The sequence below is a fragment of the Neisseria weixii genome (genome assembly GCF_002327085.1).
Classification (GTDB): Bacteria; Pseudomonadota; Gammaproteobacteria; order Burkholderiales; family Neisseriaceae; genus Neisseria; species Neisseria weixii.
Genome location: NZ_CP023429.1, coordinates 1,472,389 through 1,489,676, shown reverse-complemented (window position 1 = coordinate 1,489,676; position 17,288 = coordinate 1,472,389). Strand labels below are relative to the sequence as shown.

The 17,288-nt window shown below is 44.2% G+C and carries 13 protein-coding genes and 3 pseudogenes; 12 read left to right on the top strand and 4 right to left on the bottom strand.

Annotation, left to right across the window (positions count from 1 at the left end; genetic code table 11):
- Positions 1-60 precede the first annotated feature (60 nt).
- The 11 genes and pseudogenes from CGZ65_RS07535 (at position 61) to CGZ65_RS07485 (ending at position 13,684) form a co-directional block, all read left to right on the top strand.
- The gene (locus CGZ65_RS07535; RefSeq protein ID WP_096295313.1) at positions 61-261 is read left to right on the top strand and encodes a hypothetical protein; all 201 of its coding nucleotides are present in this window, start codon (positions 61-63) and stop codon (positions 259-261) included.
- 240 nt (positions 262-501) lie between these two features.
- On the top strand, positions 502-678 hold the full coding sequence (locus tag CGZ65_RS12860) for a hypothetical protein (RefSeq protein WP_157742735.1): 177 nt from the start codon (positions 502-504) through the stop codon (positions 676-678).
- A 69-nt stretch (positions 679-747) separates the two neighbouring features.
- A pseudogene (locus CGZ65_RS07525) lies at positions 748-1,400 on the top strand (IS1595 family transposase).
- An 81-nt stretch (positions 1,401-1,481) separates the two neighbouring features.
- Positions 1,482-1,592 (top strand): ESPR domain-containing protein, encoded by a 111-nt coding sequence (locus CGZ65_RS15150; RefSeq protein ID WP_096295314.1) that lies wholly within the window; start codon positions 1,482-1,484, stop codon positions 1,590-1,592.
- A gap of 15 nt (positions 1,593-1,607) precedes the next feature.
- Positions 1,608-8,787: pseudogene (locus CGZ65_RS14110) on the top strand (two-partner secretion domain-containing protein); the annotation flags it as partial.
- 80 nt (positions 8,788-8,867) lie between these two features.
- Positions 8,868-9,521 (top strand): hypothetical protein, encoded by a 654-nt coding sequence (locus CGZ65_RS07510; RefSeq protein ID WP_096295315.1) that lies wholly within the window; start codon positions 8,868-8,870, stop codon positions 9,519-9,521.
- Complete coding sequence (locus CGZ65_RS07505) at positions 9,499-9,915, top strand: hypothetical protein (protein WP_096295400.1); 417 nt, start codon at positions 9,499-9,501, stop codon at positions 9,913-9,915. The genes CGZ65_RS07510 and CGZ65_RS07505 overlap by 23 nt, the downstream gene beginning before the upstream one ends.
- A gap of 260 nt (positions 9,916-10,175) precedes the next feature.
- Positions 10,176-10,631, top strand: a complete 456-nt coding sequence (locus CGZ65_RS07500; RefSeq protein ID WP_096295316.1) for a protein-lysine palmitoyltransferase — start codon at positions 10,176-10,178, stop codon at positions 10,629-10,631.
- Between the two features lie 91 nt (positions 10,632-10,722).
- Positions 10,723-11,445 (top strand): POTRA domain-containing protein, encoded by a 723-nt coding sequence (locus CGZ65_RS07495; RefSeq protein ID WP_232507391.1) that lies wholly within the window; start codon positions 10,723-10,725, stop codon positions 11,443-11,445.
- 101 nt (positions 11,446-11,546) lie between these two features.
- Positions 11,547-12,500 (top strand): ShlB/FhaC/HecB family hemolysin secretion/activation protein, encoded by a 954-nt coding sequence (locus CGZ65_RS07490; protein WP_332457905.1) that lies wholly within the window; start codon positions 11,547-11,549, stop codon positions 12,498-12,500.
- 294 nt (positions 12,501-12,794) lie between these two features.
- Positions 12,795-13,684 (top strand): annotated as a pseudogene (locus CGZ65_RS07485) (IS1 family transposase).
- Here the strand turns inward: CGZ65_RS07485 and mnmA are convergent.
- The 4 genes from mnmA to gshB all read right to left on the bottom strand — a co-directional run bounded on the left by mnmA (position 13,681) and on the right by gshB (position 16,929).
- Complete coding sequence (gene mnmA, locus CGZ65_RS07480) at positions 13,681-14,796, bottom strand: tRNA 2-thiouridine(34) synthase MnmA (protein WP_096295399.1); 1,116 nt, start codon at positions 14,794-14,796, stop codon at positions 13,681-13,683. The pseudogene CGZ65_RS07485 and the gene mnmA sit on opposite strands and share 4 nt — an antisense overlap.
- A 133-nt stretch (positions 14,797-14,929) precedes the next feature.
- The gene (locus tag CGZ65_RS07475) at positions 14,930-15,403 is read right to left on the bottom strand and encodes a copper chaperone PCu(A)C (RefSeq protein WP_096295398.1); all 474 of its coding nucleotides are present in this window, start codon (positions 15,401-15,403) and stop codon (positions 14,930-14,932) included.
- Between the two features lie 85 nt (positions 15,404-15,488).
- Positions 15,489-15,893, bottom strand: coding sequence for a diacylglycerol kinase (locus tag CGZ65_RS07470; protein ID WP_096295397.1), 405 nt, complete (start codon positions 15,891-15,893; stop codon positions 15,489-15,491).
- A 79-nt stretch (positions 15,894-15,972) separates the two neighbouring features.
- Complete coding sequence (gene gshB, locus CGZ65_RS07465) at positions 15,973-16,929, bottom strand: glutathione synthase (protein WP_096295396.1); 957 nt, start codon at positions 16,927-16,929, stop codon at positions 15,973-15,975.
- A gap of 143 nt (positions 16,930-17,072) precedes the next feature.
- Between gshB and CGZ65_RS07460 the strand changes: the two genes are divergently transcribed.
- Positions 17,073-17,258 carry a hypothetical protein gene (locus CGZ65_RS07460; RefSeq protein WP_096295395.1) on the top strand — a complete coding sequence of 62 codons (186 nt, stop codon included), beginning with the start codon at positions 17,073-17,075 and terminating at the stop codon, positions 17,256-17,258.
- Positions 17,259-17,288: the final 30 nt, after the last annotated feature.

Here is a 17,288-nt window from a genome sequence, read left to right as displayed (position 1 = left end):
CTCACTTTGAAATTTGATAGGCTAGTCAATAGGTATATTTTGTGGTAGTTTACACTTACTATGAAAAAACGCCAAAGACTAGATTTTAATCAACTTGCAAAAGCTGTTGCTGAAAAGGCAGAGCAAGAGCATATTATGATTAAGCCTCAAACAGCATCAAAAATTCAGGTCTCATCAATTGCTCACAATGATGAAGATTCTGAAACTTTATTGATGGCATTTATCAATGCTCAATCTATTGAAGAGCAAAGTAAGAAATAGATTAATTTATACGTCTATTCCGCTGCAAATGCTGAATTTGGAAAAGCCGCAGACTGACTTGATACACCATACTTCATGCCTGTTTGTGGTTGCTACAAAATTATCCGAATAATCTCATTCAAGTATGGCAAGATAAGGCGGTTCAGTATAACCATTTGCTGAAAGATTTTCGGGATTGCCTCGATAAATTTCGGCAAATGGTTTCGCAGATGAATCGGAATTTAGATAAAACTTTTGTATATGTTGTGGTGGTTTGGTGCTGTTGTTAAAAATCCAGCTAATTCTGAAAATCCTTTACTCCAAGTTCTTTTCAGAAAAATCATTAAAAGAACCCAAACAGAAATTGTTCTGGGTAATTTAGTAAAAGAAGAACTTCCTGTTGCAACCATTTCTCAATACCTGATTGGTTCAATATGACCCAATAGTAAATCGAGTGAAATTGTAGATGGGGCTGTATTAGATTAGCAGTTATGCTACCCTGCAAAAATGAAGATAACAAACTGTAAATTAAACAAAAAAGCACAAAAGAGATTGCTTGAATTTTTTGTACTTGAAGTTACTGCCCGCGCAGCTGCCAATTTGTTGGAGATTAACCCCAATTCAGCAGCCCTGTTTTACCGCAAAATCCGTCAAGTCATTGCCTACCATTTAGAACTTCAAGCAGATGAAGTTTTTGATGGTTCTGTTGAATTAGATGAAAGCTATTTTGGCGGACAACGTAAAGGCAAACGCGGTCGCGGAGTAGTAGGTAAAGTAGCTGTATTTGGTATTTTAAAACGATATGGTAAAGTTTATACCGTTGTTGTTGAAGACACCAAACAAACTACTTTATTGCCTGTTATTAAACGAAAAATCATGCCTGATAGTATTGTTTATACAGACTGTTACAAAAGCTATGATGTTCTTGATGTAAGCGAATTTATTCATCATCGCATCAATCATTCACAGATTTTTGCAGACCGTCAAAACCACATCAATGGCATTGAAAATTTCTGGAACCAAGCAAAACGTGTTCTGAGAAAATACAACGGAATTGACCGTAAATCTTTTCCATTGTTCTTGAAAGAATGCGTGTTCGTTTTAACTTTGGTACGCCAAAAGAGCAGCTAAAAACTCTGCGAATTTGGTGTGGTATTTAGGACTAATCTACGTCAGCCCCAAATAATTTAACATTGATAATTTAAATTTAAAACATTAAATTTTAGTATTAGGAAACAATCATGAACAAAACCCTCTACAAAGTGATTTTCAATAAAAAACGCGGTTGCATGATGGTTGTCGCTGAAAACACCACTCATGAGGGTAAGTCAGCCGCCGATACAACAGCTTAATCCGTTGAAGTGGCTATGGGTTCGGTTCATTCAGCATTCTCCGTATTATCCTTTTCTGTATCATTAATTTTAGGCGCAGCCAGTATTTTGGTCGCGCCTTTAACTTTTGCAGAGGGTATCGTTGCCGATAAAACCGCCCCTAAAACCCAACAACCCACCATTTTGCAAACAGGCAACGGTACACCGCAAATCAACATTCAACCCCCTACTTCGGCGGGGGTTTCTATCAATCAGTACCAGCAGTTTGATGTCAATAACAAAGGGGCAATTTTAAATAACAGTCGTGGTCATACCCAAACGCAATTAGGTGGCTGGATTCAAGGCAATCCTTGGTTGGCAGGTGGTCAAGCACGCATAATTGTCAATCAAGTCAATTCTGCCAATCCATCTTTATTAAATGGTTATATTGAAGTGGGTGGGCGGCGAGCAGAAGTGGTAATTGCCAATCCTGCGGGCATTCAAGTGAATGGCGCAGGATTTATTAATGCCTCTCGCGCCACTTTGACCACAGGTATGCCACAATACCAAGCAGGGGCTTTAACAGGTTTTGCTGTGCAACAAGGCAGTATTGGGATAACTGGGCAAGGTTTGGATGCCAGTCAAACCGATTACACCCAATTATTGAGCCAAGCAGTCAAAATAGATGCGCCGATTTGGGGCAAAGATGTACGCATATTGGTGGGACAAAATAATGTGTCCGCAGATGGGACGGTGTATGCAGTAAACAATATTTCAGGCAGCCAATCATCAACCAACAACCCATCTACTGCTACCATTTCAAGCACACCACTGTATGCCATAGACACAGGTGCATTAGGCGGTATGTATGCTGGCAAAATCACCTTAATCAGCACAGCACAACAAGCTGGTATTGGTAATCAAGGGCAACTGTTTGCTTCTGCTGGCAATGTTGCCATTGATGCCAAAGGGCAGTTGAGCAATAGCGGCACAATTGCTGCTACGAATGCGCAAGATGCCAACAATTTGGCGGAACACAAAGTCAATATCCGCAGTCAAACTGTTGAAAATAGCGGTACAATTGCATCACAACAAAGCACGCAACTTCAAACCCAATCTATTCAAAATAGCGGCACATTATTGTCTTCTGGCGAATTGTCTATTCGCAATTCAGGCAGCCTGAAAAATGAGGCATCAGGTACGATTGAAGCCGCCCGTTTGGCTATCCATACCGATACGCTCAACAATCAAGGTAAACTCGCCCAAACAGGTTTGCAAAAACTCTATATTGCAGCACAGGGCAAAATGGATAATCGTGGCCGCATTGGTTTGCCGGATACGATACCTGCGTCATCAAATGGTTCAAACAGCAATACAGGAAATCACACTCCGAACACATCTTCAAATTCCTCCCCTACCGCACCGACCACTGCAGCAGGTGCAGGTAGTGCAGCCGTTAGTACAGTTACATCAACCGCAGCCCCGACCTTTGCTGATGGTTTGATTCAAACAAGTAATACTTTAACCAATTCAGGCAGCATCATTGCCAATGGGCAAACCACCGTGGTGGCACAGCAAGGGTTAAATAATGCTGGGCAAATAGATGTTCATCAACTGGACGTAACAGGCGCAGCGTTTAACAATCAAAACGGGGCGTTAATCAGTGATAAGGCCCATATTCAAACAGATAGTTTCAATAATCAAAACGGCAACATCACAACACGTAAACAGCTAACGATTGAAACCACTCGGCTGAATAATACTAATGGCAAATTGTTGTCGGCAGGCAAAGCTGATTTAACCGTTTCAGGCAGCCTGAATAATGCCCGACAAGCAGAAATTCAAGCCAAGCATTTAACGCTCAATACAGGTCATTTAAATAACGCGGGTAATATTTTGGGCGAAGGCAGTAGCCGTATTGCCAGTCAAAACAGCTTACGCAATTCAGGCAGCATTGCTATTGGACAACTGACAGCAAAAGGTCAAATCTTAAATAATGCGCAAGGGCAAATTGTTGTAGATACAGCCAATGTTCAAAGTCAGCAACTGCTGAATCGAAACGGCAATATCACGACCACACAACAACTGACTGTTCATAGCCAAAAGGTAGATAACCAACAGGGCAAACTCTTGTCTGCTGGAAATGCACAATTTACCGTTTCAGGCAGCCTAAACAATCAAAATGGCGAAATAGCAACCAACCAACAACTCGCCATTCATGATGATAAGCGGCATACCCTTGAGATTGATAATACAGATGGCACGATTCAATCAGGTCATGATGTTTCTATTCAAGCCAAATCTTTATCCAATAAAGGCACGCTTGCCGCTGACGATAAGCTCGATATTGCACTGCAAGATGATTTCCATGTAGAGCGCAACATCGTAGCAGGTAATGAGCTTTTATTCAGTACACAAGGCAGCCTGCAAAATGCACATACTTTGCAAGCAGGTAAATACATTCAAATTCAAGCGAACAGCATCAATAATGAAGCGCAAGGCAGTATTCAATCAAGTGGTACAACAGATATTGCCGCGCAGCAAAGTTTGGATAATCGCGGCTTAATCGATGGACAGCAAACCAAAATTCAAGCCGAACAGGTGCGTAACATCGGTACAGGTCGGATTTATGGCGATAACGTAGCCATTGCTGCCACTCGTTTAGACAATCAAGATGAAAATGGCACTGGTGCCACCATTGCTGCACGAGAAAACTTGAACTTAGGAATTAATCAATTAAACAACCGTGAAAACAGTCTGATTTACAGTGGCAATGATATGGCGATTGGTGGTGCATTAGATGCCAAAGGTCAAGCCGTAGGTAGAGCTCAAAGTCTGCACAACGCCAGTGCCACTATCGAAGCCGCAGGCAAAATGCGTTTAGGTGTTGAAACGTTGCGTAATACCAATGAGCATTTGCAAACGCAAGTAGTAGAGACAGGGCGCGAGCGTATTGTGGATTACGAAGCACAAGGACGCAACGAACGTTTACGCGAAGGCATGCAACAAACACAGGGTTGGTTTACCTACGATGATGAATCCATCCATCTGCGTACACCAGACGGCGCAACCCATGAGCAATGGCACAAATACGATTACGACCAAATTACTCAAGAAACCCAAGTTACTCAAACTGCGCCAGCCAAAATCATTGCAGGTGGCAATTTAACCATTGATGCCGAAAAAGTCTTCAATACCGACAGCCAAATCATCGCTGGCGGCAGCCTAATTGCGCCTACCGAACAAAACGGTTTGCACAATAAGCAAACCTTTGGGCAAAAAATCGTTTCCAGTGAAAATGGTAAATTACACCGCTATTGGCGTGAGAGACATAAAGGGCGTGATGAAACAGGTTATGACGTATCCTCATACACACTACCTACCGAAATCCAACAATCTCTCACTGGGTTCATTTGCTTACGAGTCCAACCGTAAAGCAACCAGCCATACTGGGCCCGAACAAAACGCAGGTTTGCAGTTGGGTGGTTGGGACAACATTCGCACGCTAACCAATCAAGTAAACATACTGAATGGTACAGGCAGCTCTGCCTTACTACCCACCAGTAGCCTATTTACCATCCATCCAAATCACAATGGTTATTTGGTAGAAACCGACCCACGCTTTACCAACTACCGCCAATGGATAAGCAGTGAGTATATGCTGTCTGCGCTCAAAACAGACTCTGCTCGATTACACAAACGTCTGGGTGATGGTTACTACGAGCAACGTCTCATCAACGAACAAATTACTGCACTCACAGGACACCGCCGTTTAGATGGTTACCAAAACGATGAAGAGCAATTCAAAGCGTTGATGGATAATGGTATTACGGCAGCCAAAGCCATGAATCTCAGTGTCGGCATTGCATTGAGTGCCGAACAGGTAGCGCAGCTGACCAGCGACATCGTTTGGTTAGTGCAAAAAGAAGTCAAACTCCCTGATGGCGGTACGCAAACCGTATTGGTGCCGCAAGTTTATGTACGCGTTCAAAATGGCGACATAGACGGCAAAGGCGCATTATTGTCAGGTAATAATGTACAAATAGACGTTTCAGGCAGCCTGAAAAACTTAGGTACCATTGCAGGGCGCAATGCGCTTATTATTAACACCGATACTTTAGACAATATCGGTGGACGTGTTCATGCTCAAAAAGCAGCTGTTTCTGCTACGCAAGACATCAACAATATTGGTGGCGGTCTCTCCGCTGAACAGGCATTATTGCTAAAAGCAGGCAACAACATCAACAGCCAAAGCACAACCGCCGGCAGCCAAAATGCGCAAGGCAGTAGCACTTACCTAGACCGAGTAGCAGGTATTTACATCACAGGTAAGGAAAAAGGTGTTTTAGCAGCACAAGCAGGCAAGGACATCAACTTCATTGCCAGTCAAATCAGCAATCAATCAACGCAAGGGCAAACCCAGCTGCAAGCAGGACGCGACATCAATTTAGATGCCGTACAAACCGGCAAACATCAAGAAACCCATTTTGATGCCGACAACCACATTATTCGCGCTTCAACTAATGAAGTCGGCAGCAGTATTCAAACACAAGGCGATGTTACTCTGTTGGCAGACAACAACCTTAATGCCAAAGCTGCCGAAGTCAGCAGCGCAAACGGCACGCTTGCCGTATCCGCTAAAAATGACATTAATATCAGCGCGGGCATCAATACTACTCAAGCTGATGATGCGTCCAAACACACAGGCAGAAGCGGCGGCGGTAATAAATTAGTCATTACCGATAAAGCCCAAAGTCATAACGAAACCGCTCAAAGCAGCACTTTTGACGGCAAACAAGTTTTATTGCAGGCTGGACACGATGCCACCATCAGTGGCAGCAATGTCATTTCCGACAGCGGCACCCTGATTCAAGCAGGCAATAATGTTCACATTGGCACAATCCAAACTCAAAACCAAAGTAAAACCTATCATCAAACCAAAAAATCAGGATTGATGAGCGCAGGTATTGGCTTCACGATTGGCAGCAAAAAAGATACGCTGGAAAACCAATCCCAAAGCACAGAACATACAGGCAGCACCGTAGGCAGTATCAAAGGCGATACCACCATTATTGCAGGCAAACAATACACCCAAATCGGCAGTACCGTTTCCAGCCCTGAGGGCAATCTCCTAATTGCCGCAAAAAACATCAATATTAAAGCTGCGCAAAACCAGTTTGACAACAAAACTACCCAAACCTACGAACAAAAAGGTTTAACGGTGGCATTCAGCTCGCCTGTTACCGATTTGGCGCAACAAGCTATTGCCATCGCACAAAGTGGTAAACAAGTCGGACAAAGCAAAAACGATCGCGTCAATGCCATGGCAGCCGCCAATGCAGGTTGGCAAGCCTATCAAACAGGCAAGAGCGCGCAAGATTTAGTCAATGGAACAACCAATGCCAAGCAAATCAGCATTTCCATTACCTACGGCGAACAGAAAAACCAACAAACCACCCAAATTCAAGCAAACGAAGCCCGCGCGAGCCAAATCCAATCAGGCGGACAAACCACATTAATCGCCACAGGTGCAGGCGAACAATCTAATATCAACATCATAGGCGCAGGCGTTGTAGGCAAAGCAGGAACTACCCTAATTGCTGATAACCAAATCAATCTGCAATCAGCCGAACAAACCAATACCGAACGTAGCCAAAACAAATCAGCAGGTTGGAATGCAGGTGCTGCTGTTTCATTCGGGCAAGGTGGCTGGTCATTAGGCTTTACCGCAGGCGGCAATGTTGGCAAAGGCTACGGCAATGGCGACAGCATTCCCCACCGACATACCCATGTTGGCGATTCAAATAGCCAAACCATTATCCAAAGCAACGGCGACACCATGCTCAAAGGCGCACAAGTCATAGGTAAAGGCGTACAAGTTGATGCCAAAAACCTGCATATCCAAAGCGTACAAGACAGCGAGGGCTACCAAAGCAAACAACAAAACGGCAGCGCACAAGTAACCATAGGCTATGGCTTCAGTGCTGGTGGCGATTACAGCCAAAGCCACATCAATGCCGAACACCAAAGCGTTACCCAACAAAGCGGTATCTTTGCTGGTGATGACGGCTATCAAATCCAAATAAAAGACAACACCGACCTTAAAGGCGCATTGATAACTTCCAGCCAAAGCGCAGAAGACAACGGTAAAAACCGATTTGCCACAGGTACACTCAGCTTCAGCGACATTCAAAACCGCAGCAGCTACGATGGCGAGAGCTTCGGTGTTGGTGCGAGTATTGCTGTGAGTGGCGATACATTAGGACAGGGAGCGCAAAATAATCCGCAAGAAAGCCGCTTAAAAACCGTAGCCGATAAAAACGGCACAGGTTCGTCTATCGGTTACGGCAGCGACAGCAACAGTCAAAGCAGCGTAACAAAAAGCGGCATCAATACGCGCAACATCATCATTACCGATAAACAAAAGCAAATCCAGCTGACTGGCAAAACAGCCGAGCAAAGCAAAGCCGAAATTCACACCAAGCTAAATACTGAAGCCCTACAAGAGAACCCAAATCTTTCAGGCAGCCTGAAAAATACCTTTGACAAAGATGCGGTGCAAAGTGAGTTGGATTTGCAGAGAACGGTTAGCCAGCAATTCAGTCAAACCAGCCAGCAAGCAGGGACGCACATCAACAAAAAATATGATGAGCAAAAAGTAAAAGAAAAAGCTGCCATAAAAGCTGCTGAAGAAGCGTTAGCCAATAATGATATGGCAACCTATGTCATTAAACTGCAAGAAGCGGCTAATGCAGAAAAATCAGCGGCAAATTGGCAACGTGGTGGCGTATTGCTCAATATGATAAGCGCAGGATTAAGTGCGCCCACTCAGAGTACAGCAGGGATTGCCGCAGCGACTGCATCGCCAGCATTGTCATATCAAATCGGACAACACTTCAAAGGATTAGCCCAAGAAAACCAACGCAGTGGCAAAACAGAAAATGCCGAACCCACCACAGGACAACAAACCGCCCATATACTCGCCCATGCAGTATTAGGCGCGGCAACTGCTGCGGCAGGAGAGCATAATGCACTGGCAGGAGCGATAAGCGCAGGTGGTGCGGAAGCGGCTGCGCCTGTGATTGGTAAATGGCTATATGGAAAAGACAAAGGAAGCGATTTAACGGCAGAAGAGAAAGAGGCTGTAACGGCGATTACGAACTTGCTGGGGACTGCTGCGGGTGGGGCTGTTGGGAATAGCACAGCCAATGCGGTACAGGGCAGCCTGAATGCGCAGGGGCGGTGGAGAATAATCACTTACGAAAAGGGCAACGGGAAATTAAAAAAGCTGAATTACGTTCCTGCAAAGGGGATTTCTTGTGTGAATTAAAAGTTGAAGAAAAATGGGAGCAGATAGGCTTACAAAACCTACGAGAACTGTATGCAGCTTGTGATAAAGGTATTAAGACAGCAGAATGTAATAATTTCAGAAATCAAATTGATACATCTACATATCAAGGAAAGCGAGATTACAACTATCCTACTGGATTGGAATTAAAAAGCGAATTGGCTGGAGCAATAGGAGTCGGTCCTCAAGTCAATGGTAAGGTCACTATAACATTAGGTAATAGAGGTTCTTCTGCACAAGCAGAGGGTGGAATTGGTTTAGGCATCGGCGTGATAGCTTCTGGTGGTATATCAAAACAAACAAGAAAATTAGAAATTGATGATAATAAGAGTTTTGATGCAACAACAGAATATACCATATGGAATCCTAAATTCGGTTCCAATCCTTCTGATAATAATGCAACACTAGGTACAAAATTAGAACTGGAAGGTAAAGCATTAATATTTCATGGGAATGCAAGTATATATGGAGGAAGGGAATATAAATCCAATAATAGTTCTTCTATATACAGAGGAGCGGAAGGAAAGGTTTCGACAAAAACACAAATAGGTAGTGGATTGATGCTTAAATGGGATATTTGGAATGGCAGGACTCAGAAATATGACTATAAAATTAAAAGATAAAGAAAACGCTATGTTGGTTGCTAGTAAATTCCAAAGAAAAATGCGTTATCCTAAATTGTTTTTTGTGATTTTTGGCATAATTTCAGGTTTGGCACTTATTCAAAAAATAATAACTGGTCATAGTTTTTTAGATAACACCATATTAGGAGTAATGTTTTTTATGTATTTCTTTTTTGGTGGGATAGGTACTGTTTTTTTTATAATAATTGCTGGAATATGTCCGTATTGTCATGAATTTCAAAAACTGAATGGCACAGCTATTAGTTTAGATGACGATAATGTTACTTATTCAAAAGGGGTATCTCCATTTAATATCGATTATTGCAGTAAATGCGGCAATCCTTTGTCCCCAAAGGCAGTTGAACATGTTTTCAATCAATGTACTGATAATTAGCCAGCGTAGCCTGTGCAACATACCAACCGTGAAATGGCAGGGTGTGCATTCATGCACACGCGGTTTTAGCGATGCTTAACTTTATTTACTGCCTACGGCATGCTGTTCTAGCTTTGCATAAGTTCGTGTGGCTAAATCATAGATTTAGACACTCACTTATAGCCAAATCAGAGATTTGGATAAAACATGCAAGGCTGCCTGAAAAATACCCTTTACACTATTTTATTTTGTTTTAACCCTCCAAACTCCCCCCTTGAACTATGCCTACCCCACCCCTAAACATCATCTCCCCAAAGCTCTTCCCCAATGAGACATGGAACGAAAGCGAAGCACTTGGTGCAATGACTTGGCTATGGCATCAATCTGCCAGCCATCGCCAAGTGACTATTGCTGAGATGATGGCGTATGTATTACCTGTGTTAAAAAACGGTCAATTTGCTCTGTTTTGCAAGGGTACGCAACCAATTGGCTATATCTCTTGGGCATATTTTGATGAAGTGGCGCAGGCGCATTATTTGCAATCCGACCGCTATTTACGCGACAACAGTGATTGGAACTGCGGCGATAATATTTGGATTATCCAATGGTTTGCACCATTGGGACACAGCCATCAAATGCGCTCGGCTGTACGCCAGTTATTTCCCAATACAACAGTACGCGCTCTGTATCATAAGGGAGCGGATAAGGGTTTGAGGGTTTTAACCTTTGGAGCTTAATGCAACCGTGTCTTAAATGTAACCATGTATTCAATCAATACTTATTGATGATTTTATTAACTTTGCGACCACACCATGAAACTTCATTTATTTGCCTAATATTCGCCTCTTGTCTTTGTGCTGCTTATCGGCAGGTATCATCGCTCCTGCTACTTTGTTCGCCGCGCCTAACCCTGCTGAAATCCGTTTGCAACAAGATATTTTGCAACGCCAACGCGAAGAACAGTTGCGTCAAACGATGCAGCCTGAAACAGATGTGCGTTTGGATAGTGGGCAGGTTAATGAAACAGTCAATCAGCCTGTTGGCAATGACGACAGCCAACCGTGTTTTGCGATTAATGAAGTGGTTTTAGAAGGCGAACACCATCAAAAATTCCAGTTTGCTTTAAAACGCGCATTGCATGAAACAGGTTTTCAGGCAGGCAAATGTTTGAATGCGGGCGATATTAACCGCATCATGACCGTAGCGCAGAATGCAGTTATCGGACGCGGTTTCACCACCACACGCATTTTGGCTGCACCGCAGGATTTAAACAGCGGTAAGTTGGTATTAACGGTGTTGGCTGGGTATTTGAAAAACATTGAGATTGATGTGTCGCAAAAGGATGAAACTCATGCGGATAGAATTGCGGCATTTCAAAACGAATTCCCCACCCGTTCAGACGGCATCTTGAATTTACGCGATTTGGAACAGGGTTTGGAGAATTTAAAGCGTATTCCAACAGCGGGCGCGGATATTCAAATTGTGCCAGTGGACGGCGTACCCAATCAAAGCACGGTGTTGGTAAAGTGGCAGCAACGATTGTTGCCTTAACGTTTAAATGTGGGCATTGATGATTCAGGCACGAAAGCAACAGGCAAATATCAAGGCAATATCAAGGCAATGTTACTTTTTCAGCGGATAATCCACTGGGATTGAGTGATTTGTTTTATGTGAACTATGGACATTCAATCGGCAATGTACCCGATGAAACAGGCCGTTCAGGCAGCCTGAAAAAAGGCAACAGCCGCAATTATGCCGTCCACTATTCCGTTCCCTTTGGCAAATGGACATGGGCATTTAATCACAGCGGCTACCGTTATCATCAGGCTGTGGCAGGTTTGGCCGAAGCCTACGACTACAACGGCAAAAGTTACAATACAGATTTTGGTTTCAACCGCTTAATCTACCGCGATGCCAAACGCAAAACACATTTGGGTGCAAAATTGTGGACTCGTGAAACACAAAGCTATATTGATGACGCAGAAATCACGGTACAACGCCGCAAAACCGCAGGCTGGTTGGCTGAGTTAAGCCATAAAGAATACATCGGCAGCAGCACCGCCAATTTTAAAATCGCCTACAAATGCGGCACAGGCATGAGCGATGCTCTGCCAGCGCCCGAAGAAGCCTTTGGCGAAGGCACATCGCGCATGAAAATTTGGACAACAAGTGCCGATGTGAATATTCCTTTCCAAATTGGTAAACAACCATTTGCTTACGACACAACCATCCAAGCACAATGGAATAAAACACCGCTCACAGCCCAAGACAAATTTGCCATTGGCGGTCGCTACACCGTACGCGGCTTTGATGGCGAATTGAGCCTAGCAGCCGAACGCGGTTGGTATTGGCGCAATGATTTGAGTTGGAACTTCAAACAAGGACATCAGTTATATTTAGGTGCAGATGTGGGACGCGTTTCAGGACAATCCGCGCAATGGTTATTGGGACAAACTCTGGCTGGCGCAACGCTTGGTGTGCGCGGACAAATGAAAGCGGGTGGGCAACTGTATTATGATTTGTTCGCCAGCCGCGCTTTGAAAAAGCCCGAGGGCTTTGAAACGAAAAGATGGGTAACGGGGTTTCGGGTGGGGTATGGGTTTTAGGAATATTGAAAGGGCTGTATTAGATTAGCCCTAAATATCACGCTAAATTCATAGAATTTTTAGCTACTCTTTGGTGTGTCAAAACTGATAATCTAATACAGCCCCTAAATATTTATTATCAAATTCAAATTTTGCTTGCGAAAATGTCTTTTGAGTTAATCCCTGTATAATTGGCTGGCTGTTTTTATGTCTTTATGATTCATAATAATTCCTTTGCAAAAATATACGATTAAAATTAAAAAAGTGATTTATTCCATGCTAAAATTCAAACTGAATTTTAAGAGAATTTTAGCTATGAATATTCTACCTATTGATAAAAAAGTACAAGTAATCCAGCTTCTTCTTGAAGGCTGTTCTATGCGTTCAATAGAGAGAATTGTTGGTTGCTCAATCAATACTGTTACCAAATTATTGGTTGATACAGGTAGGGCTTGTTTTGAATATCAAGACCTTAATTTACGCAATCTTACCAGTAAATTAGTTCAATGTGATGAAATTTGGAGTTTTGTTTATGCTAAACAGCGCAATGTACCTGAAGAGTTGAAAGGTATTTTTGGTTATGGTGATGTCTATACTTGGACTGCATTAGAACAGAAAGTAAATTGATATTGAGTTGGCTGGTAGGTGCGCGTAATGCAGGTTGTGCTAAACTATTCATGCAAGATGTAGCCAGTCGTTTAGCCAATCGTGTTCAACTTACAACTGACGGTCACCACCCATATCTACAAGCAGTTGAAGATGCCTTTGGTGGTGAAATTGATTATGCGATGTTAGTAAAATTATATGGCAGCCAACCAACTGATGATAAACGCCGCTATTCTCCATCAGGATTTAAAGGTGCATACAAACAAATTATTTCAGGTAGTCCAGTAGATGAACACATTAGTACCAGCTTTGTAGAACGCCAAAATTTAACCATGCGTATGCACATGAGACGATTTACTCGTTTGACCAATGGATTTAGTAAAAAAGTTGAAAATCACATGAATGCAGTCAGCTTGCACTTTATGTATTACAACTTTGGACGAATACATAAATCTTTGCGTATTACCCCAGCAATGGCTGCTGGCATTAGTGACCATGTATGGAGCATTGAAGAGATTGTGCGATTAGTTCCTGAGCCTGTTGCAAAAAAGCGTGGTCCTTACAAGAAGAAAAGCGAATCACAAAAAATAAAATTTTAAAGTGAGACACTACCTTTGATGATAACCGGTTTATCCGTTGACATAATAATCCCGCCGCCCAAGCAAACATCGCCGTCGTAAAGCACGGCAGATTGGCCGGGAGTCACCGCCCATTGCGGTTCATCAAACACCAATTCGATGGTGTCATCATCGAGATAACGTAATTGGCAGGCGGCATCGGCCATACGGTAGCGGGTTTTGCAACTGTAGCGGCCCGGTTGCGGACGCTCGGGCAGGGTAAAGCTTAGATCGTTCATGATCAGGCTGTTGGTGTAAAGCAGCGGATGTTCGTGGCCTTGCACCACGATTAATTCGTTTTTGCTCAGATCCTTGGCGGCAACAAACCACGGCTCCCCCGCGCCACCGATACCCAAGCCTTTGCGTTGGCCTAAGGTGTAAAACATCAAGCCGACATGTTCGCCGACTACTTTGCCTTCAGGAGTAACCATTTTGCCGTTGTTGGCCGGTAGGTATTTTTGCAGAAATTCGCGAAAAGGGCGCTCACCGATAAAGCAGATGCCGGTGCTGTCTTTTTTCGCAGCGATCGGCAGCTCAAATTCGGTAGCCAAGCGACGTACTTCGGGCTTTTCCAAATCGCCCAACGGGAAAATGGCACGCTTGAGTTGATGTGGCTTTAAGCGGTAAAGGAAATAGCTTTGATCTTTGTTCTGGTCAAGGCCTTTGAGCAGGTAATGCACGCCGTTGCGCACTTCCTTGCGCGCGTAGTGGCCGGTGGCAATGGTGTCCGCACCTTGCCCGATGGCGTAATCCAAAAAACATTTGAATTTGATTTCGGCATTGCACAATACATCGGGATTAGGTGTGCGGCCGGCACTGTATTCTTTTAAGAAATAGGCAAATACATTGTCTTTGTATTGTTCGGCAAAATTCACAATATCAATGTCGATGCCGATAATATCGGCCACGGCAATGGCATCGAATGAATCTTGCTTGATGCTGCAATATTCGTCGTTGTCGTCGTCTTCCCAGTTTTGCATAAATACGCCGTTGACTTGATGACCTTGTTTTTTCAACAAAGCAGCAGTCACGGACGAATCGACGCCGCCGGACAGGCCGACGGTGATGTTTTGCGGGGTGTGTTGAGTATTCATGCAGGTAGATATAGGGTAGAAACGGAAAATTTAAAGCGGAATTATAGCATATTTAGTAGTGTTAATTAAAAACAGGCCGCCTGAAAACCATGATTTTCAGACGGCCTGTTTTCAATCATCAACACATTGCAAATTAGTGTTTGTGTGCGCCTTCGCCGTGGTTGTGTTTATCTGCGGCAGGCATAGGGGCGGTTTTTACCGGCACATTAATGGTCTGCGCTTTCTCGTTTTTGAATTTCAGCGTTACCGGAATGGTTTCACCGTCTTTCAGCGCGCGTTTCAAACCCATAAACATAATATGGTAGCTGCCTGGTTTCAATTCTGTGTTGGCTTTGCTTGGCAATGGCACACCGCCTTTGACTTCGCGCATACGCATCACACCGTTGTCGTTGATGTGGGTATGCACTTCAACACGATCCGCCACTTCACTGCTGCCACCAATTAGGAAATCTTGCTTGGCATTGTCATTGTGGATGGTCATGAATGCACCACTTATGTGCATGCCTTCTACGGTGGCACGAGCCCATGCATCTTTAACCTGAATGCCTGCGGCTGAAGCGGAGGTTGCCAAACCGGCGATGATTAAGGTTGCTAAAAGTTTTTTCATATCATATTCCTTGGTGAATGATGGTAATAGAATAATGTTACAAGAAAAGGCTGGCTGAATACTTTGATATGGGTTAAAACGCAGGTTAAAACAGGTTAAACCCGTATTCGCGCCACAGTGACATCAGCCAGGCCAGCGCCAGCAGGGTTAAAGCCAGAAGCTGAGCGGCCGAACCGGCATCTTTGGCGCGCTTGGCCAGTTCGTGTTTTTCGGTGGAGGTATGGTCAACCGCGGCTTCGATAGCGGTGTTGAACAATTCGGTAATCAAAGAAATAAACGAAGCCATAATCAGCAAAATACGCGTGGCGGGGCCGAAGTTCAGCAAAAAGGCGGTGATAATCAAAATGGCGTTGAGCAACACCAATTGGCGGAACGCGCTTTCAAAGCGGTAAGCGGCTTTCAGGCCGTCTTTGGAATAGCCGAACGCATTGATAATGCGTTGCAGGCCGGTTTTGCCTTTTTTGGCGGCGGCGTAAGAGTCGTTTTTCATGGTGATATGGATTTGTTGTCAGCAAGATAAATAGGCCGTCTGAAAAGGGGAAATAATTTCAGGCGGCCTTGATGGTTGGTTAAGCTTTCGACCAATATTCAACCGCGTCGGCAAACATTGCTGCCACATCAAAGCCTTTTTGCTTCATGATTTCTTGGAAACCGGTCGGGCTGGTGACGTTGACTTCGGTCAGGTTGCTGCCGATCACATCCAAACCGGCCAGCAGAATGCCGCGGCGTTTGAGTTCGGGTGCAAGCGTTTCGGCGATTTCACGATCTTTCTCGCTCAATTCTTGCGCCACACCACGGCCACCGGCAGCCAAGTTGCCGCGTGTTTCGCCGTTTTGCGGAATACGTGCCAAAGCGTAAGGCACAACTTCTCCGCCGATAATCAGAATGCGTTTGTCGCCATCGGCGATTTCAGGAATGTAGCGTTGCGCCATAATGGTGCGTGAATCCAGCTGCATTAAGGTTTCCAAAATGCTGCCGATATTGGGGTCTTGCCAGGTTAAGCGGAAAATGCCCATGCCGCCCATGCCGTCGAGCGGTTTGACGATGATGTCGCCGTGTTCTTTCAAAAAGGCGCGCACGTCTGCCGAGCGGGTAGTGACCAAAGTCGGCGCGGTAAACCGGCTGAAATTCAAAATCGCCAGTTTTTCATTGAAATCGCGCATGGCTTGACCGCTGTTGAAAACCTTTGCGCCTTGCTCAGCGGCCAAGGTCAGAAATTGGGTGGCATAAAGGTATTGCATGTCAAACGGCGGGTCGGTGCGCATAATCACGGCATCGAAATCTTTTAAGGCCGTCTGAATTTTATCGCCGTTTTGAAACCATGAATGATCGTGATCGTCTTTCGCGCCCAAAAATTCAAACGGTGCCGCTTGTGCCACCACCAAACCTTGCTGCACCGACAATTCGCCGCTTAAAGTATGAGCAAGCTGCCAGCCGCGTTTGGCCATTTCGCGCATCATGACGTAAGTAGTGTCTTTGTAGGTTTTGAAAGCAGACATCGGGTCGGCGATAAACAGAACGTTCATGGGGATTCCTTAAGATGAGATAGTACCATCATACACTTATTGAGACCGTCTGAAAATTTTCAAAGCAGGATTTATTTTTATATTTTAAGTAAGAGTAATGTTTGTTATTATATAAGAGGTTTAACCATGAAAAGGGAATAGAAATGAATAAAGTGATGTTTGCATTTTTGGCCTTTGGATTATTGTCGGCGCCGGTTTGGGCAAATGATTATGCCAACTATACCAATGAAGAATTACGTAAACTATGTGAGTTTCAAAAGCAGAGCCTGCAAAGAAAACACAACGGTACGCCTGCTTGCGAAGCTTTGAGAAAACGAGGCCGTAAATAAAGTAGGGGCATGGCGAAGATTAAATAGGCC

Bases quoted from the DNA above. Each gene is read 5' to 3' on its own strand.
- CGZ65_RS07535 (WP_096295313.1), top strand. From the start codon at position 61: ATGAAAAAACGCCAAAGACTAGATTTTAATCAACTTGCAAAAGCTGTT.
- CGZ65_RS12860 (WP_157742735.1), top strand. From the start codon at position 502: ATGTTGTGGTGGTTTGGTGCTGTTGTTAAAAATCCAGCTAATTCTGAA.
- CGZ65_RS15150 (WP_096295314.1), top strand. From the start codon at position 1,482: ATGAACAAAACCCTCTACAAAGTGATTTTCAATAAAAAACGCGGTTGC.
- CGZ65_RS07505 (WP_096295400.1), top strand. From the start codon at position 9,499: ATGACTATAAAATTAAAAGATAAAGAAAACGCTATGTTGGTTGCTAGT.
- CGZ65_RS07500 (WP_096295316.1), top strand. From the start codon at position 10,176: ATGCCTACCCCACCCCTAAACATCATCTCCCCAAAGCTCTTCCCCAAT.
- mnmA (WP_096295399.1), bottom strand. From the start codon at position 14,796: ATGAATACTCAACACACCCCGCAAAACATCACCGTCGGCCTGTCCGGC.
- CGZ65_RS07475 (WP_096295398.1), bottom strand. From the start codon at position 15,403: ATGAAAAAACTTTTAGCAACCTTAATCATCGCCGGTTTGGCAACCTCC.
- CGZ65_RS07470 (WP_096295397.1), bottom strand. From the start codon at position 15,893: ATGAAAAACGACTCTTACGCCGCCGCCAAAAAAGGCAAAACCGGCCTG.
- gshB (WP_096295396.1), bottom strand. From the start codon at position 16,929: ATGAACGTTCTGTTTATCGCCGACCCGATGTCTGCTTTCAAAACCTAC.
- CGZ65_RS07460 (WP_096295395.1), top strand. From the start codon at position 17,073: ATGAATAAAGTGATGTTTGCATTTTTGGCCTTTGGATTATTGTCGGCG.